The sequence below is a fragment of the Streptomyces sp. NPDC001407 genome, assembly GCF_042895325.1.
Lineage (GTDB): Bacteria > Actinomycetota > Actinomycetes > Streptomycetales > Streptomycetaceae > Streptomyces.
The window spans coordinates 76,618-97,238 of sequence record NZ_JBIAWF010000028.1; the positions used below are offsets into that span (position 1 = coordinate 76,618).

Sequence of the window (20,621 nt, forward strand, 5' to 3'; positions counted from 1 at the left end):
GTGTATGACGCCGGACCCGCATCCGGCCTGGCCGGAGGTCCCGTCGGCGAAGTGACGTGCAGCACCCGCGAATTGACCCCCGTCGGAACAGACGTTAACCGACGATCGATCATCGCTCAAGGCTTGTCGGCGAGCCGTTCCGGCGGCAGGATCCGACAAACCCGGCGTCGGCCGCGACCCACATACCCGGCTGCGCCCAGGAAACCGATCGGAGCGTCATGACCACCACACCCGCACCCCGGGACGAGACACGTCCTGGTGTCATCACCGTCTTCTCCGACATCTGGTGCTCGTTCGCGCACGTGGCGATGCACCGGCTGCACACCACCCGCAAGCGGCTCGGGCTGGAGGACCGCGTGCGACTGAACCACCGCGCCTTCCCGCTGGAGATGTTCAACAACGGCCCGAGCCCCCGCCCCGGCACGGACTCCGAGGTCGGCGGTGTGGCACACATCGAGCCGGAGGCGGGCTGGCAGCTCTGGCGCGCGCCCGACTGGAAGTTCCCCTCCACCTCCCTGCCGGCCCTGGAAGCGGTCCAGCTCGCGAAGGAGCAGAGCCTGGAGGCTTCCGAGCGGCTGGACTTGGCGCTGCGCCGCGCCTTCTGGGCGGAGAGCCGGTCGATCGGGGCGTACGCGGTGGTGCTGGCCGTCGCCAAGGAGACGGAAGGAGTCGATCCGCAGCCCATCGCCGAGGGGCTGGCCGAGGGCCGCGCCCGCGCGCTCATCGCGCGCGACTTCCTCTGCGCGAAGGAACACGGCGTCACATGCAGCCCGCACTTCTATCTCCCCGATGGATCAGATCACGCCAATCCCGGGGTCGCGGCGCGCTGGCACGGCGCGTACGGAACGGGCTTTCCCGAGGTAACGGCCAATGACCGGGGCGTTTACGAGGCACTGCTGGAGCGGGCGGCCGGCTGACTCACAGGTCAGCACGGCCCGGGCGGGGCCTGCGGGGAAAAATGATCGATCATCGTTCATTACCGGTGGGTAGATGTTGACTACAGCAACTTGACGCTCCTAGCGTGAGCTGGACGGAAACAAGGTTCCACCACACGGAATCAGAGGTTCCGACGGGGCTCGCCGGCGGGCTCCGGCGGCCGGTTCACCCGCATGCCCGGTCGCGCGTCACCACCGCCGGGGACACCGCGGCCGCACGTGGTGCCCCCGGTCCCCCACCCGGGATCGTGAAAGAGGATCACCCGTGTCCCAGCTCGACCAACTGCCCGACAAGGACCCGTCAGAGGTCGCCGAGTGGCGCGAGTCCCTGGACTCCGCCACCCGGTTCGGGGGAGCCAACCGGACGGCGTACCTGCTGCGCCGTATGGCCGAACACGCCGAGCGGACCGGGCTGGACCTCCCTCCGCTCCTGGAGACTCCTTATCTCAACACCATTCCGACCTCCGCCGAGCCCGCCTATCCGGGCGACGAGGAGCTGGAGGCCCGGATCACCGCCTGGAACCGCTGGAACGCGGCCGCCATGGTCACCCGCGGCAACCAGCGCGCGGGCCTCGGCGGCCACATGGCGACCTTCGCCTCGGCGGCCTGGCTCTACGAGACGGGCTTCCAGCACTTCTTCCGCGGCAAGGAGGCCGACGGCTCCGGCGACCAGCTCTACATCCAGGGCCACGCCTCCCCCGGCATCTACGCGCGCGCCTTCCTGGAAGGCCGCCTGACGGAGGGTCAGCTGGACCGCTTCCGGCAGGAGGCCGGCGGCGACGGACTGCCCTCCTACCCGCACCCGCGCCGGCTGCCCTGGCTGTGGGAGTTCCCCACCGTCTCCATGGGCCTGGGCCCGCTCTCGGCCATCTACCAGGCGCGGTTCAACCGCTATCTGGAGCACCGCGGCATCAAGGACACCTCCCGGTCGCACGTCTGGGCCTTCCTCGGCGACGGCGAGATGGACGAGCCGGAGTCCACCGCGGCCCTCGCCCTCGCGGGCCGGGAGCGGCTGGACAACCTCACCTTCGTCATCAACTGCAACCTCCAGCGCCTCGACGGCCCGGTCCGCCCCAACTTCAAGATCGTGCAGGAGCTGGAGGCCCAGTTCCGCGCGGCCGGGTGGAACGTCGTCAAGTCGCTGTGGGGCACGGCCTGGGACAAGCTCTTCGCCCGCGACACCGAGGGCGCGCTGCTGAAGCGGCTGCGCGAGGTCCCGGACGCCCAGTTCCAGACGTACGCCACCGTGGAACCGGCCTACCTCCGCGAGCACTTCTTCGGCGCCGAGGGTCCCGGCTCCCCTCTGCACACCCTCGGCGCGGGCCTCGCGGACGCCGAGCTCCTGGAGCTCTTCCGGACCTCCCGCGCGGGCCACGAGCCGCGCAAGGTGTATGCCGCCTACCGCGCGGCCGTCGAGCACCGCGGCGCGCCGACCGTCATCCTCGTGCAGACCGTCAAGGGCTACACGCTGGGCCCGGGTTTCGAGTCGCGCAACGCCAACCACCAGATGAAGAAGCTCACGGGGAAGGAGTTCCGGGCGATGCGCGATCTGCTCGACCTCCCCATCCCCGACAGCGCGCTGGACAGCGAGCTGGTGCCGTACGCCCACCCCGGCGAGAACTCCCCCGAGGTGCGCTATCTGCGCGAGCGCCGCGCGGCGCTCGGCGGCCCGGCCCCGGCCCGCAAGGTCGTCGCCAAGCCGCTGCCGGAGCCCTCGGCGAAGCCCTTCGAGGCCCTCCACAAGGGCTCGGGCCGCCAGGAGATCGCCACCACCATGGCGTTCGTCCGACTGGTCAAGGATCTCATGCGGGACAAGGAGACCGGCCCGCGCTGGGTGCCCGTCGTGCCCGACGAGGCCCGCACCTTCGGCATGGAGTCGCTCTTCCCCTCGGCCGGGCTCTACTCCCCCGTGGGCCAGAACTACGACCCCGTCGACCGCGACCAGCTCCTTTACTACAGGGAGGCCAAGGACGGTCAGATCCTCAACGAGGGCATCACCGAGGCGGGTTCGCTAGCCGACTTCACTGCGGCCGCCACCTCGTACGCCACGCACGGCGAGCCGATGATCCCGTTCTACATCTTCTACTCGATGTTCGGCTGGCAGCGGACGGCCGATCAGTTCTGGGCGCTGGCCGACCAGTTGGGCCGCGGCTTCGTCGTGGGCGCCACGGCCGGCCGTACGACGATGACGGGCGAGGGGCTCCAGCACGCCGACGGCCACTCGCACCTGATCGCCTCCACCAATCCGGCGGCGGTCTCCTACGACCCGGCGTTCGCGTACGAGATCGCGGTCATCGTCCGGGAGGGCCTGCGCCGGATGTACGGCCCCGACGCCGAGAACGTCTTCTACTACCTGACGGTCTACAACGAGACCAAGGTCCAGCCGGCCATGCCCGAGGGCGTGGAGCAGGGCATCCTCAAGGGTCTCTACCGCTTCAAGGAGGCCGCCGGTCCCGGTGCCGAGGCCCCGCGCCTCCAGCTGCTGGCCTCCGGCACGGCCGTCCACTGGGCCCTGGACGCCCAGCGGCTGCTGGCCGACGACTGGGGGGTGGCCGCCGACGTGTGGTCCGCCCCCTCCTGGACCGAGCTGCGCCGCGACGCCCTGTCCTGTGACGCGGCGCGGCTCAAGGGCGAGGACCGGGTCCCGTACGTGACCCAGGCACTGCACGGCGCGCCGGGCCCGGTCCTCGCCGTCAGCGACTGGATGCGGGCGGTCCCCGACCAGATCGCCCCCTGGGTCGAGCAGGACTGGACGTCCATCGGCACGGACGGCTTCGGCCTCTCCGACACCCGCGAGGCGGCCCGCCGCCACTTCGGCGTGGACCCGCAGTCGGTGACGGTCGCGGCCCTCGCCGCGCTGGCCCGCCGGGGCGAGGTCAAGCCGGAGACGGTCCGCGAGGCCGCGCGCCGCTACGGCCTGGAGGGCTGACCCGCACGCCGCGTGGAACAGGCTCCGCCCGGTGACGGCGACCGGGCGGGGCCAGGGGTAGCTCGGGAGCGGTGGTGCGGGGACGGGACCACCCGCCCCCGGCCGCAAGCCCCCGACGGGAACCCGCATCGCCCACGAGCCGTTCTTCCACCGGTTTCCACGGACGAAGAAGACACAGGTGCGGCGATGACCCAGTTGATACCCGGCGGCAACACCCCGCTCCCCCACGGCCCCGTGTCGCTCCGGGTCTCCGGCCCCTTCGACCTCTCCGCTCTCATCACCGACGACACCGGGAAGGTCACCGGCGACGGCGACTTCGTGTTCTACAACCAGCCGTCCGCCCCGGGGGCCCGGCTGCACGACGGTGGGCTCACCGTGGAACCGGCGCGGCTGCGGGCCGGAGCGAGCCGGGTCACGCTCGTGGTCAGCCCGGCGACGCCGGGCACCCCGCTCGGCCGGCTGCCCGCGCCCGCTCTGTCCGTGACGGACGGCGGCCAGGGCGTGCTCGCCCGTTTCACGCCGCCTCGGCCGACGCGCGAGACCGTGCTGCTGCTGGCGGAGATCTACCGGCGCGGGGGCGAGTGGAAGCTGCGCGCGCTCGGTCAGGGATACGCGGACGGGCTGGCCGGGATCGCCCGCGACTTCGGTGTCGACGTGCTGGAGGAGGACCCGGATCCCCTGGCGGCGCTGGTCGATTCGAGGCGGGCGAGCGCCGGCGCCCCGCCCGTGACCGTGGACCCGAGGCTCATGGCCGCCGCCCGGAGCCACGCGGCGGCCATGGCCGCCCAGGGGTACCTCGGCGCCGAAGGGGCCGACGGGCTCTCCGTCTTCCAGCGCGTCACCGGCAGCGGCTACGCCTATCTGGGGATGGCCGAGCAACTGGTCGCGGGTCCCCGTACACCCGAGGAGTTCCTGGACTACTGCCTGGGCGAGGCGGACGCCGGGCGGCCGCTGCGGGATCCCACGCTCACGGCCGTGGGCCTCGCCCAGGCCGTGGACTCACGCTCCGGCACCACCTATTGGACGGCCCTGTGGGCGAGCCCGTTCAGCGAAGCGGGCCTGGCGCGGACCGCCGCCGAGGTCGTCGCGCTCACCAACGCCGAGCGGGCGTCAGCGGGTCTGCCGCCGCTGGCCGACGACCGGCTCCTGTGCGCGGCCGCGCAGGCGCACTCCGCGGACATGGTCGCGCGCGACTTCTACGCGCACATCTCCCCGGAGGGGAGCCGCCCTTGGGACCGGGCGGCCGCCGCCGGCTGCGCCCACCGCGGCATCGGCGAGAACATCGCGTGCGGCCAGCGCTCCCCCGCCGAGGTCGTCCAGGGCTGGATGGACAGCCCTGGACACCGGGCCAATATCCTCGATCCGGGCTTCACCCACATCGGCGTCGGGTTTGCCGGCGGCGGCCGGGCGGGTACCTACTGGACACAGCTGTTCGGCCTGTCCCGGTGAATCGTCCCCCATCCCCCGCGATTAGCACAGGAGTCCGGGGATGCCGGAATTTCCGCTACAGAATCGTTCTTTCACAGCTACTTGATCGTTCTACCACCGAGTAATCCGGCCCATGGTGCGAGGATTGACGGAGCACACGGGCACGCACCTTTTCCGTTCCCCCTAAATCTTTCGACACAGCTTCACCAACGGTTGACGATCTGCTACGTTGGGTACGCTCGAGATACCTCAGGGGGGCGCCGTGCGGAGAAAAGAATTCGCTGTTGGCGTGCGCAGCCTGACCGATCCGACAGGCCGGTCCTTTCCGGCACGTTCGGCCCCTCGCGTGACGCGGCCGCGGCCCTTCGACAAAGGCGCCGGGGCTCTCTTATCCGCGTTGCGACAAGAAGAGGGCCAATGGATATCCGGGACTGCACCGACGGCCGCCAAGGGAGAGCTCGGCAGACACCCGGAATTGACCAGGCTGCGCATCGCGGCCGTGACGGGGAGCTTTCTTTCCGCGGTCTCGACCCTGGCCTTCTGCACGCTCGCCTACGCGAGCCACGCGGAATGGCCGCTGATAGGGGTCTGGGCGATGTCCGCGGGGGCCACCCTGGCCATCCTGCTCTTCTTCACCGCGCTGCGCCGAGCGCTGGCCAAACAGCGGGAGCACGAACTCCAGGTCTCCCGTTCGATGTTCTGCGCCGCCCTGCGCGGCATGGCCGAGGATCAGGTGCTCAACCTGGAGGCGAAGCAGCTGCTGCGGCGCAGCCAGGACGATCCGGAGCTGGCGAACGCCATCCTCGCGGGTATCGTCCGCGAGTACACCGACGCCGAGCAGTCAGCCGAGAAGCACACGGAATTAGGCCGGCATCATAAAATCGCCGTTCTGGTGGGCAAGGTGACGAACCCGGCCAACCAGGACCATCTGATCGCCCGTACACTTCGGCGGCTGGCCTCGGACGTGGACGTGGACGTGAGCGAGGCACGTTAATGGCGGACAACGGGGGAAGTACCGGTGGATCGACGGTAGCTGTCGATCAGTTGATGGAGCTGGTGAAGAATCTCGAACATGTGAAATCAAGAAATCTGCGGCGCGCCATGCGATCCATCAACATGGAGGCCCGAAATCAGCGTCTTGACGTCATCCTGGGAAATGCCACGACGGCGCTGGGGCAATGCCTTTCCGGCACGCTCGTCCTCGCCTATCTCTGGGTGGGATATCAGATGGTGCAGCGCGGCGACGCGGGATATTGCGTGCTGCTGTGCGGAATGCCCGTCACTTCCGTCGCCTCCATCTTCGCCCTGAAGAAGATGCCGGCCTCCCAGGCCATGGGCCAGCTGTCGCGTCAGGTCTCCAGACTGCTGGGCCGTGACGCCTCCCCCACCGCGCACTCCCAGGACGGCGACGCGGCGAACGGACCGGACAGCGACGGCCAGGGCGCTCCCTGAAGGAGCGTGCCCTCCACAGTCCGGCCCGCGCAGGGCCGGACCGCTGAATTCCGTTACGCCGAGCACGCGTAGCCATGCCGCGCTCCGGGTCCGGCGCGCCCCCGGGCGGGTCACACTTCCGCCCAGGAGGGGCGGCGCCGTGCCCGGGGCCCGGCTCCGCACACCCGACTCACACTCCCGGATGGAGCAGTGATGGCCGATCCCGACACCCCTGGTCCGGCGGACCGCACGCACCACGCGCTCGTCACCGAGCTGCGAGCGCTCATCGAGGACACCGCCCGCGCCGCCGCGCGCCACGGCTGGACCGCCGTGGCCGAGGCCGCCGCCGCGCTGCCGGGCCGGGACGACCGAAGCGCCCTGCTGTGCGCTTCGCCCAAGGCCGACAGCGCGGCCCTCACCGCGCATCTGCGCGCCCGGCTGCCGGAGTTGGATCTGCGCACGTTCCCGCTGGAGGCGTTGCACACGGATCCCGCGGAGGCGCTGCGCGCGGACCGCGTCGTGCTCGCCCTGGGCTGTGCCGAGTTGCTCAGCCCCGTGGCGACCGCCGCGGCCGGTGCTCTGGCGGCCCGCCCGCCGGGCACCGTCCTGGTCGTCCTCACGGGAGCCGACACCCTGTCCGGGGACGACGAACTCGCCCTGGTGGCCCGGCGGATGCGGCGCGTCCTGCACGCCGGTCCCGCCGAGGAGTGGACGGGCCGCAGCCCGGCGGAGCTCGGCTGTCTGCTGTGGAGTGCCGAGGACCTCGCGGACGTCCCCGAGCCCCTGCACAGCCTGCTCGTCCGCGACGCCGCGGCACTGGAGGGGCGGTTGCGCTCGAGGGCGCCGGTGTCGCCCCAGCTGCTCCACGACCGCGTCGTCCACCTGCTGGATCTCGCCGCCGGGCTGCTCGCCGGCCCTGACCGCGGCAAGGATCCGCGCCGGCGGCTGAGCGACGGCACCGAGGCCCGTACGGCGCTGGAGACCGGGCGCCGGAAGGTGCTCCGCGCCGTGGACGCCGAGACGGCCGCGGCGGAGCGGGAGGTCGTGGCCTCGCTGCGGGCCGCGGAGGGGGAGCTGCTGCGGCGGCTGGACACCTTCCTGGAGCGGCACCGTCAGGAGGTGGCCGAACCGGGGCGGGCGCGGGGTCTCGTCGCCGGATATCTCGACCGTGGCACCGGAGGCTGGGCCGGTGCCACCGCACCCGGACTGCGGGCCCGGGCGGCCCGGATCAACCGCGCGACCGCGGAGGCGTTCCGGGAGCTGGAGGAGGCGCTCGCCCGGCAGGGCGTGGAGGGTGTCACGGTCGGTGCCCCGCCGTCGGTGTGCCTCGACGGCGCCGCGCACGGCCCGGCCTCGGGCCCGGGCAGCAGGCCGCGGGGCGGGAAGCCCTCCGGGGTGCCCACGCGGATGGTGGTGGGCGGTGCGCTCGGTGCGGCGGCCGGGGCCGTGCTCACCAGCGGGCTGGGCACCCTGCTCGGTGCGGGGATGGGGGCAGCGGCCGGCGGTGTGCTCCACCACCGCCGGACGGAGTTGCAGATCGGTCGCGCCACCGCGTACGGCCGGGCCGCCGTGCGGGAGCGCGTCGCCGGGCTCGTGGCCGACGTGCCGGCGGCCGTGCGCCGGGAGACCGGGGCCCTGCGGCGCTCGGTGGAGCGGGAGTTGGACCGCGTCGGCGGGGACCTGGAGACCGCGCTCCTGGCGCGCCGCACCGGCCTGCGCCCCTCCCTCCCTACCGGCGGGACGGCCGGTGTGGTCGGCGGACTGCGGCAGCGGCTCGCCGCGCTGGAGCGGATGGCGGCCGGCGGCTGACGGAGGATCACCCACGCCGGGGCGAGGTAAAGCGGAGGCCGGTCGCCCGCTCAGGGACGGCTCAACTTGACCTGTACACGCCCGAGCGCCGGTGGTGGCATGGGCGTCCTCAAGGGGGGTCCGTGCAGCAGTGTGGGAGGTCTCCATGTTCCAACGATCGGCAATCAGACCGCTGATGATCGGCGGAGCGGCGGTGGCACTCGTGGCCGCGTCGTTCACACCGTCGTCGGCCGCCGAGCGGGTGCCACCGCCCGACCGGGTCGTCATCGACGTGGTGACGGTCAACGGATCGGGCTGCCCCGCCGGTACGGCCGCCGTGGCGGTCGCGTCCGACAACACGGCCTTCACCGTCTCGTACAGCAACTACCTCGCCCAGGTCGGTGTCGGCTCCAAGCCGACCGACGCCCGCAAGAACTGCCAGCTCGGCCTCAACGTCCACGTACCGCAAGGCTTCACCTACGCGATCGCCGAGGCCGACTACCGCGGCTTCGCCCACCTGGAATCGGGGGCCACCGGTCTGGAGAAGGCCAGCTACTACTTCCAGGGCATGTCGAACACGACCGCCGTGAGCCACCGTTTCGCCGGACCCGCCGACGACGACTGGCAGACGACCGACGTCACGGACTCGAGCTCTCTCGTCTACGCCCCGTGCGGCGCCTCGCGGATCCTCAACGTCAACACCGAGTTGCGAGTCGGCGCCGGGACGTCGGACCCGTCGACGACCACCAGCTACATGGCGATGGACTCGACCGACGGCAGCGTCAACACCCTCTACCACTTCGCCTGGAAGCAGTGCCCCTGAGCGCACGCCCCGGCGCATGAGGTGATCCCGGACCGGGCCGGCGGAGAGCGATGTGCCGCCGGCCCGGCGCCGGGTGTGCGGCACGTTCTCCGTCCGGCTCCAGGGCACTTCCACGGCAAGGGAAGGGGTCTTCCGTGATCAGACCGGTGATGATGTGTGGTGCGGCGGCGGCGCTGCTCGCCACGTCGTTCTCGCCGCGCGCGGCGGCGCTGGACGGGGTGCCTCCGCCGGACAAGATCGTGATCGATGTGGTGTCCGTCAACGGATCCGGCTGTCCCGCCGGCACGGCCAACGTGGCGGTCTCGCCGGACAACACCGCCTTCACCGTTTCCTACAGCAACTACGTCGCGCAGGTCGGCGTCGGCGCGAAGCCGACCGACGCCCGCAAGAACTGCCAGCTCGGCCTCAACGTGCACGTACCGCAAGGCTTCACCTACGCGGTCGCCCAGGCCGACTACCGCGGTTACGCCCGCCTCGAACCCGGCGCCACCGGCCTGGAGCGGGCCAATTACTACTTCCAGGGCATGTCGCAGACGGCCTTCATGAACCATCCTTTCTCCGGCCCGGTCAATGACGACTGGCAGACCTCCGACACCACCGACATCGACGCCTTGATCTACGCGCCCTGCGGGGCCATCCGGTATTTCAACATCAACACCGAGCTGCGCGTGGACGCCGGTACCTCGGACCCCACCAAGACGACGAGCCTCCTGGCGATGGACTCGACCGACGGGAACATCAACACGCTCTACCACTTCGCCTGGAAGAAGTGTCCCCAGCCCGGCCAATGACCGCCGCACGAGAGGCAGTCGACCCGGGCGCACCGCACGTGGAGGCCGGTGGTGACGGCGAGCAGCCGCTCCCGGCCTCCAGTCCTTCCCCCGGCGTTCACCGCCGCTCTTCCCGCCCGCCCGACCCGTTCCACGTACTCGCGCGTGCGGTCGGCGCACAGGCGAAAACCGGCCACGGCAAAGCCCGGTGAGCCCCTCTCCTCAGCGCGTCGCGGCCACCGTGCGGGCCCTGGACCCGGCCGGTTCCTTGCGTACGAAGGCCCGGCGCCTGGCGTGGTAGGGCGCGGCCCGGTCGTGGAGGACGGCGCGCATCCGGGCCAGCTCCTCCTCCCGGTGCGCGGCCAGTGGTTTGCGGGCCTCGTCCTGCTCCCGCTCGGCCTTCTTCGCCGCGATCCGGGCCTGGGCCGCGGGCGTGCCGGCCAGGTGCGCGGCCAGCGCGGCCACTTCCTTGCCGAACGCGCCGGGGGCGGCGTCGACGACGCGGTCCACCAGCCCGATCCGCTCCGCCGCCACCGCGCTGACGGGCAGGGCGTCGTCCATGAGGCGCTCGGCCGTACCGGCGCCCACGCGGCGCGGCAGGGAGTAGGTCCAGTATTCGGAGCCGTACAGCCCCATCAGGCGGTAGTGCGGATTGAGCACGGCACCGGCCCGGCACCACACCTCGTCGGCGGCCAGGGCCAGCATCACCCCGCCGGCCGCGGCGTTGCCGCCCAGCGCGGCGACCACCAGCCGGTCGGTGGTGGTCAGCACGGCGTGGACGAGGTCGTCCATGGCGTTGATGTTGGCCCAGGACTCCTCCGCCGGGTCCGCGGCCGCCTCGATGACGTTCAGGTGGATCCCGTTGGAGAAGAAGTCCCGGCCGCCGCCGAGGACCAGCACGGAGACCGGCCGGGAGCGGGCGTAGCGGTAGGCGGCGAGCAGTCGGCGGCACTGCGTCGTGCTCATCGCGCCGCCGGGGAAGGAGAAGCGCAGGAAGCCGACCCGTCCCTCCTCGCGGTACCGGATGTCGGTCCAGGTGCGGCGGTCGTCCCCCAGGTCGAGCGGGGCCGTCGCCTCGGGCAGGCGCGGCAGCCTGCCGCCGAGTGCCAGCGTCGCGGGCAGCTTGAGCCCCGGCGGGTCGTCCGGCCCGCGGCGCTGCCGCAGCTGCGGGATCCACACCGCGCCGTCGGCGGTCGCCCGGCAGACGGCGCCCGCCCGGGTGGCCAGCAGCTCGCCCGGGCGGCCGGTCAGCCGGTCCTCGAAGTGGCCGCCGTGGAGGTACCACTCCTCGCCGAGCAGGGTGTCCAGCACGCCCGGCCGCGAGTCCGCGGCGCGCAGCTTGCGCAGGACGGTCTCGGTGGGGTCGCTCTCCCAGTCGATGCGCCGCAGCTCCTGCCGGAAGTACGGGCGCGCGGGCGCCGGGGCCTCCTGCGGGACGGGCCTGTATGTGCCGGAGGCGAGGCGCTCGACGGCCAGCAGGACCGCTTCGAGCGCGGCGTCGGCGATCTCGTTGCGGTAGAGGTCGCTCTTGGCCACCGGCGGGACCTGGCAGGTGACCGAGGCCCAGACGTCACCGGCGTTCATCTCCGCGTCCGCCTGGAAGACCGTGACGCCCCACTCCCGTACCCCCTCGTGCACCGCCCGGTCCAGGGAGGACGGGCCGCGGTCGCCGACCGGGCCGGGGTGCACCACGAGGCAGGGGTACGCGGACCACACCTCACGCGGGATCACCGCCGTGAGCGACGGCGCGAGGATCAGCTCCGGGCGGTGCCGTCCCACGATGCCGCTCACGTCCGCCCGGTGCGGCACCTGCTCGGCCACCACCGCGTGCCCGTGGTCACCCAGCTCGGCGTAGACGCGCTGAGTGAGTCCGTCGAACGCGTCGGCGAGCAGCAGGATGTTCATGGCGGCCTCCGGGCAGGTCTCGCGTCGAGCGGAAGCGGCGGGCGGCCTCGTCGGCGGGCCCGCCATCGGTGATCCTTACGCCCGCTCGCCCCGCCACCGTCGAGACGTGTCCGGAACGCTCCGTTATGTCACCCACACGCCCGAGCCCGCCACGGGAGGCTTCACGCCCGCACGGCGGTGCTCGCCATCGCGGCGTCGCTCGTCATACTGAGGGGGTGAGTTCCCTCGCCCCCGCTCCCCCGCCGTCCGGGTCGCCGGACACGCTGCCCGTCCAGGACGCCGCGGCCTATCTGGCCGGCTGGTGGACGGTCGACCGCACCCTTGTCGATCTCAGGACGGGCTCCTGCGGGGTGTTCCGCGGTACGACCGAGTTCCGGCGGCTCGACGACGCGTCCCTCCTGCACGTCGAGGACGGCGAGCTGAGCTGGAACGGCGCGGTCAACCGCGCGGGCCGGACGCTCAAGCTGTTCCCCCAGGCGGACGGCACCGCCGAAGTGACGTTCGCCGACGGGCGGTTCTTCCATGATCTGGACCTGCGCGGCGGCTCCTGGACCACCCGCCACCCGTGCGGCCAGGACCTCTACGACGGCACCTTCACCGTCGTCTCACCCGGCGAGTGGCACGTGCGCTGGCACACCGCCGGACCGGCCAAGGACCAGCTCCTGCGCTCGGTCTACCGGCGGCAGGAGCGGTAGGAAGCGGCCGGGACCCGGCCGGCGGAGGAGCCGGGTCCCGGCCGCTTCCCTATTCGGTGATCCGGACGGCGCCGGACGGGCAGAGGCCGCCGGCCTGGCGCGCCGCGGGCCGCTTGTCCGCGCCGGGCGCGGAGTCCAGCACCGTGACGAGGCCGTCGTCGTCCTGGTCGAAGACGTCGGGCGCGGTCAGCGCGCACAGCCCGGCACCGATGCAGACGGTTCGGTCGGCGGTCACCCGCACGGCCACTCCTTTCGCCGCGGTCACCAGGTGACCGGCAGTTCGTTGACACCCTGGATGGTGGTGCCCGGCCGCAGCTCCAGCCAGTCGACCGGGACGGCCAGGCGCAGCGTGGGAATGCGGTCGAACAGCGCCGTGATGATCACTTCGAGCTCCAGGCGGGCCAGGTTCTGGCCGAGGCACTGGTGCACTCCGTAGCCGAAGGCGATGTGGTGGCGGGCCGAGCGGCGTACGTCGAAGGTGTCCGGGTCCGCGAAGACCGAACCGTCGCGGTTGGCGATGGAGTTGGCGACTATCACGCCGTCGCCCGCCCGGACGGTCTGCCCTTCGATCTCGATGTCGGCCGTAGCGACGCGGGCGCCCGCGAGGTCGGCGATGGCGAGGTAGCGCAGCAGCTCCTCGACCGCGCCGGGAGCGAGGCCGGGGTCGGCGCGCAGGGCGGCGAGCTGCTCGGGGTGCTCCAGCAGCGTGATCACGCCGAACGAGGTCATGGAGGCGGTGGTCTCGTGGCCGGCGACGAGCAACAGCATCGCGTTGACGACCAGTTCCTCGCGGTCGATCTCCCCCTTGGCCAGCTGTCCGGCGACGAGGCTGCCGAGCAGGCCCGGTCCGGGCCGCGCCTGCAACTGGGTGACGAGCCCGTCCAGATAGGCTTCGAGCTCCTCACGCGCGGCGACCGTGCTCGGCGCATCCGACGCCTGCACCAGCCGCTTGCTGGCGTCCTGGAAGAAGTCGTGGTCGGCGTAGGGCACGCCGAGCAGCCGGCAGATCACCATGGAGGGCACCGGCAGCGCGAACCGGCTGACCAGGTCGGCGGGCGGGCCCGCGGCCAGCAGTTCGTCGATGAAGCCGTGCACGATCCGCTCGACGTCCGGGCGCATGGCCTTGATGCGCTTCACGGTGAACTCACTGATCGTCATCCGCCGCAGGGGGCCGTGTTCCGGCGGGTCCAGGCCGATGAAGGCCGGGCGATTGTCCCGGAACGTCGCGATGCGCGGCGAGGCGGCGGGGAAGCCGGGGTGGGTGCGGTCGGCGGACAGCCGGGGGTCGGCCAGCAGCTTCCGCGCGGCTTCGTGCTTGGTCACCAGCCATGCCTGGCGGCCGTCGTAGAGGGTCACCCTGCGCAGCGGTCCCGGCTCGTCCCGCCAGCCGGTGTAGGAGTCGGGCAGGCGATACGGGCATGTGCGGTCGTCGGGAAAGGCGGGGGCGTCCTCGGTCGTGCGCGTCGCGGCGGTCTCGGTCATCGGTCCCCTCGATCTCTGACAGTTAAAGTACGGTCAGTTCTCTAATTGGAGGCTAAGGTGTCCCCACAGGGAACGCAATGACCGTTCGTCGAGCTCTCGGGAGTCCGCGCTGTCACCGAACGCCGGCCAAGCCGTCGAATCGGCCGTCGACCACCGAAAAGGCCCCCGTCGGCGGGGTGCGGCACTGGAGCACGCCATCCTGACGGCGACCCTCGCGGAACTCACCGAGGTGGGGTACGCGGCGCTGACCATGGACCGGGTGGCCTCCCGCGCCCGCACCAGCAAGGCCGCCCTCTACCGCCGCTGGTCCGGCCGGGCCGAACTGGTCCTCGACGCCTGCAAGTTCCGCACCCTCGCCGACGTCGACCTCCCCGACACCGGCGTGCTCCGCACGGATGTCATCGGTCTGCTGCGGCAGATGTCCGCGCAGATGGACAGCCCCTTCGGGGGCATCCTGCGCGGCCTGCTCGCCGAGATGACGAGCGACCCCGAGTTCGCCAGGCTGGTCCGGGAGCGGGTCCACACCGGCGGCCCCGTGGCCATCCGCACCCTCCTGGAGCGAGCCGTGGAACGCGGCGAGGTCGAACCCTGGATCCTCGGCTCCCGGCGGGTCACGGTCGCGACGGATCTGCTGCGCAACGAGTTCCTGCTGTTCGGCGCGCCCGTCGACGACCACACCATCACGGAGATCGTCGACGACGTGTATCTGCCGCTGATCCTGAGCCCCGCCCCGGGACGGGCGGGCGGCGCCACCCCCGGCGGCGAGTAGGCCGGCCCGCCTCAGCGGTGGGCCAGGTGCTCCCGCTTGCGGTCCTGCAAGGTGTGGTCCACGCACACCGCGAGGATGATCATCAGTATCTCGTCCTCGGGGTCGAGCACGTCGACCGCGTAGGCGTCCCGCATGCTGAACCAGCGCCGGGAGACGTGCGCGAGCGTGGTGCCCTCGTGCTGGATGTCGAACTCCCGGTCCCAGAAGTTGCCGACGATCCGCAGCCGCCGCCCGTCGTGCAGCGTCACCTTGAAGCGGTCGCCGAGCAGGGAGAACGCCCGCTTGCTGATCCGGGCGTCCAGCCAGCCGTCCCGCTTGACCAGGATGGTGTGGTGGAGGGTGAACGCCTTCTTGACGATGCTGGCCACCTCCCTGCCCCGGGTGTCCACGAAGGTGAAGGTGGTGCGCAGCCGGAGCAGCTTCCTGTTGACCTTGTAGATCTTCTCGCGGTGTTCGGTCTCGATCCAGGCTTCTTCGTGAAACGCCAGCACGCGATCGCGTACCAGGTAGCGCATGGAAACCCCCGTCCACGTCATGTCCGCCAGGCCGTTGGCGCTGTGCCGCCACAGAGCGTAGTGATCGGTGCCGCCGGTCGGCCAGCCGACCTTCGCGCCGAGACAGGGATGAGACCTTGGCGGGACCCCGGCCAGGTGACCCGCCCGCGCCCGCCCGGCGCCGGTCACGCTCCGGCGAGCAGCCTCTCCTCGTCCGCCGCGGACAGGCCGCAGCCCAGCGGGGGTTCGCCGCGGCCCCGGTCCCAGGCCAGCACGTCGGCCGCCGTCACCGCGAGCGGGGTCGCGGGCATTCCCGCCGCACGGGCGCGCGCCGCGCTGCGCTGCTGCGTGGACCAGTCCGGCCGCACGAGCGGGAACCCCGGCGGCGCCGACGCGGGGTCCACCGGCACGATCTCGACCTCGCTGCCCGCCACCCGGGCGCAGGTCTCGATCAGCCCACCGAGCGTGACCGGCTCGGCCGGGCCCACGGCGTGGAAGGCACCGGGCCGGTCGTCTAGCAGCAGCCGCACCACCAGACGGGCCACGTCGCGCGAGTCGACGACCTGCACGGGCTGCTCGGGGCTGCCCGGCAAGGCAACCCGGCCACCGCGCGCCGCCCGGCGCAGCCAGTACAGGAAGGTGTCCGCAGTGTCGTGCGGCCCGATGACCTTCCCCGGCCGCACGATCGTGGCCCGCGCGCCGTACCGGGCCAGCACGTCGTCCTCGCACGCCGCTTTGAGGGGGCCGTAGGTGGCCTCGGTCAGTTCCTCGGTGTCGCGGACCGGCGCCCGGCGCGGGGTGTCCTCGTCGGAACCCGGCCCCACGCCCGTCCGCGCGTACACCGCGTGGCTGGAGACGAAGAGATACCGGCCGGCCCTGTCACCGAGCGCCTCCATCGCCTGCCCGACGTGCCGCGGTACGTACCCGCTCACGTCGACGACCGCGTCCCAGCTCCCCTCACGCAGCGCGGTGCAGTCGCCGGTCTCCCGGTCGCCGACGAGCCGCGGCACGTCCGGGAAGAGCCAGGCGCCGGTCCTGCCCCGGTTGAACAAGGTCACTTCGGCGCCCTGTCCCAGCGCGTCCTCGACGACGGCCCGGCCCACGAATGACGTTCCGCCCAACACCAGAATCCGCATGGCGCCCGACGATATCCGCGCCCGCGCGGCGCCTCCACCAAGTTTCCGGTGGCCCGCCTCAGGTGACGAGGATCGCGCCCGTCATCTCCGGGTGGATGCCGCAGTGGTACCGGAACATCCCGGGGGCCGAGAACATCCGCGAGAACGAGGCCCCCGCCTCGATCACCCCCGAATCCCACAGACCGGTGTCGGACGTCACCGTGTGCGGCTCACCGTCCTCGTCATTGGTCCAGGTCACCGTCTCACCCGCCAGGACGGGAAGCTCAGCGGGAGCGAACGCGTGGTTCGCCATCGATACGTCGGGCATGACTGCTACCTCCCCGGCATCGCCGAATACCGACCACTCGCGACGCCTTCCCTACCCCGGAGGTGTGAATCACCGGCCCACTCGGACGAGCCGTGCGAGAGGCAGGTGCCCCTCGCACGGCGTGCCGTCAGATCCCGAAGGGAGCCGCGTGGCGGACGGTGCCGCTCGGCAGCGGGTGCGCCGCGTCCAGGGCCATGGCCATCATGGCCTCGTCCGGGACGTCGACGGTCAGACCGATGCCGTAGGCGGAGGCCCGGCCGAAGCCGAACCGCGGGTAGTACGCCGGATGTCCGAGGACGGTGACGTAACGCTCGCCCATGTCCCCGGCCGCCGCCAGAGCGGCCCGGATCGCGGCCGAGCCGGCACCGCTCCTCTGGCGCTCGGGCCGTACGGAGACGGGGGCCAGGCACAGGGCCGGGGTGTCACCGATGTGACAGCGGGTCAGCAGGGCGTGGCCGACGAGCTCGCCGTCCTCCCCGGCGCTGACGACGGAGAGGCCGTCGATCCAGGCGGGGCCGGCGCGCAGCGCGTCGACGAGGTCGGCCTCCAGCGATGTCTCGAAGGCCGCGAGGACGATGTCCCGGATGACGGGGACGTCGGCACCGGTCTCGGCGCGGGTGATCCAGTTGTCGTGTGTACGCATGACGGGATGCGGATCCGTTTCATGGTGAGGTTCGTATGCGTCAGGACGGCCTCGCGAGCGCACGCTCTCGGCGAGGCGGGAAACGGCCGGTCAGGCCGTCGCCCGGGACGTGCGGGCGGCCCGGGCGCTGCTCGTCGCAGTGGCCTTGAGCGCGGTCATCAGCCCCACCTCCCCTTCGTCCTCGATCCGGATCAACACGAACCCCAGCAACGTAACAGACCGTGCGGAAGCCGTCCTCCCGATTTACGAGCCGCCTGACGGCTCACGTCCGCGCCTGTGCGAGGAAGCCGGCGAGTGTGTCGCGGCTGCGGCGGAGGCCGTCGAGGCGCTCCTCCGCGGCGGCCAGCTCCCTGCCCAGGATGTCCCGCACGTCCCCGCACCACGCGAACTCCGGCTGCTCACCCCGCGCGCACGGCAGCACCGACCGGATCACCTCGGTGGACAGCCCCGCGTCCAGCAGGGCACGCACCTGCCGGACGGTGACCACCGTCTCCTCGTCGTACGCGCGGTATCCGTTGGGACCACGCCTGGCGGTGAGCAACCCCTGCGCCTCGTAGTACCGCAGCGACCTCGGGCTGACCCCGGTCCGCCGGGACAACTCCCCGATCAGCATGTGCCCCTCCCCCGTCCGATGTTGACCTTGCCATTGGTGTGAAGCCCTAACGTCACCCCGCGAGCGAACATTCCGCGCTCGCCAACACCCCTGGAGTGACCCATGACCTCTCTTGCCGTTCCCCACGACGAGGCGGCGACCGGCCGCTCGTTCCTCTTCGTCCTCGGCAGCTCCCGCCCCGACGGCAACACCGAGGCGCTCGCCCGCGCCGCCGCCGAGCAGCTGCCCACCGGTGTCCCCCAGCGGTGGGTGGACCTGACCCACCTGCCCCTGCCCGACTTCCAGGACGGGCGCCACGACACCGGCACCTGGCAGGCCGGGGAGAACGAGCGGATATTGCGGCAGGCCACGGTGGAGGCCACCGACATCGTCCTCGCCACGCCCCTGTACTGGTACACCGTCTCCGCACACACCAAGCGCTACCTCGACTACTGGTCGGGCTGGCTGACCGCGCCCGGCTCCGACTTCAAGGAGCGGATGGCGGGCCGGACACTGTGGGCGGTGACGGTCATGGCGGACGAGGACGAGTCCGCCGCCGACGGGCTCGTGACCACCCTCGGCCACTCGGCGGCGTACATGCGGATGCGTCTGGGAGGCGTACTGCTCGGCAACGGTTCCCGGCCCGGCCAAGTGCGGGACGACGAGCGGGCGATGAGCCGCGCCAAGACCTTCTTCCAGAGCGGGACCACGCCGGCCGCCGGCTCGCTCACCTGAAGGCTGTGGCACGAGGGCCGCGATGATCTCCGATTCGCCCGTGCCGGCCGTCGTCCCACCGGGCCGGATGGCCCGGAACCCGCAGCCGGTGCTCGGCCTCCCGCGCGGCTTCGAGCTGCGCCCCTGGCGTCCCGACGACGCGGACGCCCTGCTGGCCGCCGGTCAGGATCCGGCGATTCGCCGGTGGAACCTCCTGCACGTGGACTCGACGGAAGCCGCGCGCCGGCGCATCGAGCGCATGCACCGGCGCCGGCAGGCCGAGGAGAGCGCGATCTGGGCCATCGCGCGAACGGGCGGCGAGGCCATAGGTCTCATCGGGTGGGGCGACCTCGATCTCCGGGGCGGCAGCGCCGAGATCGTCTACTGGGTCCTGCCTCCGGCGCGCGGCAACGGTGTCGTGGTCGAGGCCGTACGACGCCTCAGCCAGTGGGCCCTGGACGACCTCGGCCTGCACCGCCTGCGACTGTGCCACTCGGTGGCCAACCCCGCCTCCTGCCGGGTGGCGGTCAAGGCCGGATACTCCCTCGAAGGCACCATGCGCAGCGCACTGCTCCACGCGGACGGCTGGCACGACCAACACCTGCACGCTCTCGTCCAGGGCGACATCTAGGCGGGCCCACCAGCGGGTATACCGGCCGGCCGCGCTTGTTACCTTGGCATGCACTCTGAAAGGCAAGCAAAGGAAAGTCGTGCACAAGGCAGTCTGGACAGCAGCCGCGTCCCTCATCATCGCCGTGACGGTCGCCGGGTGCGGCAACGACAGTCACGCGGGCGAGAAGAAGCCGGAGCCGAAGGCGAGCGCCGCCGCGGGCTCCACGGGGGCCGGGAAGTCGGCGAAGGGAACGCTCGTCGAACGGGCCACCGGCACCTGGAAGTACATCGGCACCCCCGGCAAGGACACCCTCGACACCCTCACGGTCGCCGACGGCAAGGCCACCGCCAAGGGCGCCCAGCTCTCGTGCACCGGCACCTTCGCGCCGGCCGAGAAGGACGGTCACGAGTCGGCGACCATCACCTACACCTGCGAGGGCGACAAGGACGGCGGCCGTGGCCTCGGCCACCTGGAGGTGAAGCCGGACGGCTCGGCCCTGGTCATCGACTTCGACGGCCCCAAGGACGGCTGGGGCGGCCCCACGGACAGCTACCGCAGGGCTTGAGGCCGCACCGCACAACTCACCTCGGCGACCGCGGCCGGCCGCGTTCCTTCGGCCCCGCTCACACGGAAAGACGGAAGTGGAGGTTCCCGAACGCGACATGGTCGCCCGGATGGACTCGTACCGTGCCGGCGATGCGCAGGCCGTTGACGTACGTGCCGTTGCGTGAGCCGAGGTCGGACAGGCGCCAGTGGTCGTCCGCGTAGGTCAGCTCGGCGTGCCGCCGGGAGACCGAGTCGTCGTCGAAGCGGAGGCCGGAGAGCGGGGCACGGCCGATGCTCAGCGGCTCCGTGCCCGGCTCGGGGAGGCGCAGCCCCGGCAGCCGTGACCCGTGCCAGGCGCGCCGTATTCGCACGGTCAGGGTGGCCACGCGGTTCACCGTGCGCACGATGAACTCCGAGAGGCGGCCGTGCGTCCGGAGATCGGCCATGGCGTGGTCGATGTCGGCCCGGCTGCGGGCCGTCAGAACGATGTTCATGCGCCGCATGAAGGTGTCGTGGGAGAGCCTGCCGTCGACGGCCCCGTCCCTCAGCACGACCAGCGCCTGATTCTTCTCGGCCTCGGAAGGCCTGGTCACGCGCGTACGGAAGTCAGGTGTGGTCATG

Annotated in this window: 22 protein-coding genes; 13 read left to right on the forward strand and 9 right to left on the reverse strand. The window is 71.9% G+C overall.

Annotated elements, in window-relative coordinates:
* The first annotated feature begins 218 nt into the window (after positions 1–218).
* The 8 genes from ACFY1P_RS29985 (at position 219) to ACFY1P_RS30020 (ending at position 10,125) form a co-directional block, all read left to right on the forward strand.
* The gene (locus ACFY1P_RS29985; protein WP_361521969.1) at positions 219–917 is read left to right on the forward strand and encodes a DsbA family protein; all 699 of its coding nucleotides are present in this window, start codon (positions 219–221) and stop codon (positions 915–917) included.
* A gap of 283 nt (positions 918–1,200) precedes the next feature.
* Positions 1,201–3,864, forward strand: coding sequence for a pyruvate dehydrogenase (acetyl-transferring), homodimeric type (aceE, locus tag ACFY1P_RS29990; RefSeq protein ID WP_390752396.1), 2,664 nt, complete (start codon positions 1,201–1,203; stop codon positions 3,862–3,864).
* 186 nt (positions 3,865–4,050) lie between these two features.
* Complete coding sequence (locus tag ACFY1P_RS29995; protein WP_390752397.1) at positions 4,051–5,313, forward strand: CAP domain-containing protein; 1,263 nt, start codon at positions 4,051–4,053, stop codon at positions 5,311–5,313.
* 454 nt (positions 5,314–5,767) lie between these two features.
* Entirely contained in the window at positions 5,768–6,286 is a 519-nt protein-coding gene (locus ACFY1P_RS30000) for a hypothetical protein (RefSeq protein WP_361521963.1), read from the forward strand.
* A 53-nt stretch (positions 6,287–6,339) separates the two neighbouring features.
* Complete coding sequence (locus ACFY1P_RS30005) at positions 6,340–6,744, forward strand: hypothetical protein (protein ID WP_361521961.1); 405 nt, start codon at positions 6,340–6,342, stop codon at positions 6,742–6,744.
* 192 nt (positions 6,745–6,936) lie between these two features.
* Positions 6,937–8,532 carry a hypothetical protein gene (locus ACFY1P_RS30010; RefSeq protein ID WP_390752398.1) on the forward strand — a complete coding sequence of 532 codons (1,596 nt, stop codon included), beginning with the start codon at positions 6,937–6,939 and terminating at the stop codon, positions 8,530–8,532.
* 145 nt (positions 8,533–8,677) lie between these two features.
* Positions 8,678–9,334, forward strand: coding sequence for a DUF4360 domain-containing protein (locus ACFY1P_RS30015; protein WP_361521955.1), 657 nt, complete (start codon positions 8,678–8,680; stop codon positions 9,332–9,334).
* A gap of 149 nt (positions 9,335–9,483) precedes the next feature.
* Positions 9,484–10,125, forward strand: coding sequence for a DUF4360 domain-containing protein (locus tag ACFY1P_RS30020; protein ID WP_390752420.1), 642 nt, complete (start codon positions 9,484–9,486; stop codon positions 10,123–10,125).
* Positions 10,126–10,326: 201 nt separating this feature from the next.
* Here ACFY1P_RS30020 and ACFY1P_RS30025 read toward each other — a convergent pair whose 3' ends face one another.
* Positions 10,327–12,009, reverse strand: a complete 1,683-nt coding sequence (locus ACFY1P_RS30025; RefSeq protein ID WP_390752399.1) for an enoyl-CoA hydratase-related protein — start codon at positions 12,007–12,009, stop codon at positions 10,327–10,329.
* A 215-nt stretch (positions 12,010–12,224) separates the two neighbouring features.
* Between ACFY1P_RS30025 and ACFY1P_RS30030 the strand changes: the two genes are divergently transcribed.
* Positions 12,225–12,704, forward strand: coding sequence for a DUF6314 family protein (locus ACFY1P_RS30030; protein ID WP_390752400.1), 480 nt, complete (start codon positions 12,225–12,227; stop codon positions 12,702–12,704).
* Positions 12,705–12,753: 49 nt separating this feature from the next.
* On the opposite strand, the gene ACFY1P_RS30035 is transcribed toward ACFY1P_RS30030, so the two are convergent.
* Both ACFY1P_RS30035 and ACFY1P_RS30040 read right to left on the reverse strand, forming a co-directional pair.
* Positions 12,754–12,945: a ferredoxin gene (locus ACFY1P_RS30035; RefSeq protein WP_390752401.1), complete on the reverse strand. Its 192-nt coding sequence runs from the start codon at positions 12,943–12,945 to the stop codon at positions 12,754–12,756.
* A 20-nt stretch (positions 12,946–12,965) separates the two neighbouring features.
* Entirely contained in the window at positions 12,966–14,186 is a 1,221-nt protein-coding gene (locus tag ACFY1P_RS30040; RefSeq protein WP_390752402.1) for a cytochrome P450, read from the reverse strand.
* Positions 14,187–14,385: 199 nt separating this feature from the next.
* Here ACFY1P_RS30040 and ACFY1P_RS30045 point away from each other — a divergent pair, with 199 nt between their 5' ends.
* Entirely contained in the window at positions 14,386–14,955 is a 570-nt protein-coding gene (locus ACFY1P_RS30045; protein WP_390752421.1) for a TetR/AcrR family transcriptional regulator, read from the forward strand.
* 11 nt (positions 14,956–14,966) lie between these two features.
* Here the strand turns inward: ACFY1P_RS30045 and ACFY1P_RS30050 are convergent, their stop codons facing one another.
* The 5 genes from ACFY1P_RS30050 to ACFY1P_RS30070 all read right to left on the reverse strand — a co-directional run bounded on the left by ACFY1P_RS30050 (position 14,967) and on the right by ACFY1P_RS30070 (position 18,148).
* Positions 14,967–15,470, reverse strand: coding sequence for an LURP-one-related family protein (locus ACFY1P_RS30050; protein ID WP_361529028.1), 504 nt, complete (start codon positions 15,468–15,470; stop codon positions 14,967–14,969).
* A gap of 164 nt (positions 15,471–15,634) precedes the next feature.
* Positions 15,635–16,585: an NAD-dependent epimerase/dehydratase family protein gene (locus ACFY1P_RS30055; RefSeq protein ID WP_390752403.1), complete on the reverse strand. Its 951-nt coding sequence runs from the start codon at positions 16,583–16,585 to the stop codon at positions 15,635–15,637.
* Positions 16,586–16,643: 58 nt separating this feature from the next.
* A complete protein-coding gene (locus ACFY1P_RS30060) occupies positions 16,644–16,892 on the reverse strand; it encodes a cupredoxin domain-containing protein (RefSeq protein WP_390752404.1) in 249 nt (82 codons plus the stop codon).
* A gap of 127 nt (positions 16,893–17,019) precedes the next feature.
* Positions 17,020–17,535: an N-acetyltransferase gene (locus tag ACFY1P_RS30065; RefSeq protein ID WP_361529037.1), complete on the reverse strand. Its 516-nt coding sequence runs from the start codon at positions 17,533–17,535 to the stop codon at positions 17,020–17,022.
* Positions 17,536–17,797: 262 nt separating this feature from the next.
* Complete coding sequence (locus tag ACFY1P_RS30070; protein ID WP_361529040.1) at positions 17,798–18,148, reverse strand: MerR family transcriptional regulator; 351 nt, start codon at positions 18,146–18,148, stop codon at positions 17,798–17,800.
* Between the two features lie 102 nt (positions 18,149–18,250).
* Between ACFY1P_RS30070 and ACFY1P_RS30075 the strand changes: the two genes are divergently transcribed.
* From ACFY1P_RS30075 to ACFY1P_RS30085, 3 genes are all read left to right on the forward strand, one after another.
* Positions 18,251–18,862 carry a flavodoxin family protein gene (locus ACFY1P_RS30075; RefSeq protein ID WP_390752405.1) on the forward strand — a complete coding sequence of 204 codons (612 nt, stop codon included), beginning with the start codon at positions 18,251–18,253 and terminating at the stop codon, positions 18,860–18,862.
* Positions 18,863–18,884: 22 nt separating this feature from the next.
* The gene (locus ACFY1P_RS30080; protein ID WP_361529046.1) at positions 18,885–19,472 is read left to right on the forward strand and encodes a GNAT family N-acetyltransferase; all 588 of its coding nucleotides are present in this window, start codon (positions 18,885–18,887) and stop codon (positions 19,470–19,472) included.
* A gap of 79 nt (positions 19,473–19,551) precedes the next feature.
* Entirely contained in the window at positions 19,552–20,019 is a 468-nt protein-coding gene (locus ACFY1P_RS30085) for a hypothetical protein (RefSeq protein ID WP_390752406.1), read from the forward strand.
* A gap of 58 nt (positions 20,020–20,077) precedes the next feature.
* Here ACFY1P_RS30085 and ACFY1P_RS30090 read toward each other — a convergent pair whose 3' ends face one another.
* The gene (locus ACFY1P_RS30090; protein ID WP_390752407.1) at positions 20,078–20,620 is read right to left on the reverse strand and encodes an FHA domain-containing protein; all 543 of its coding nucleotides are present in this window, start codon (positions 20,618–20,620) and stop codon (positions 20,078–20,080) included.
* Position 20,621: the final 1 nt, after the last annotated feature.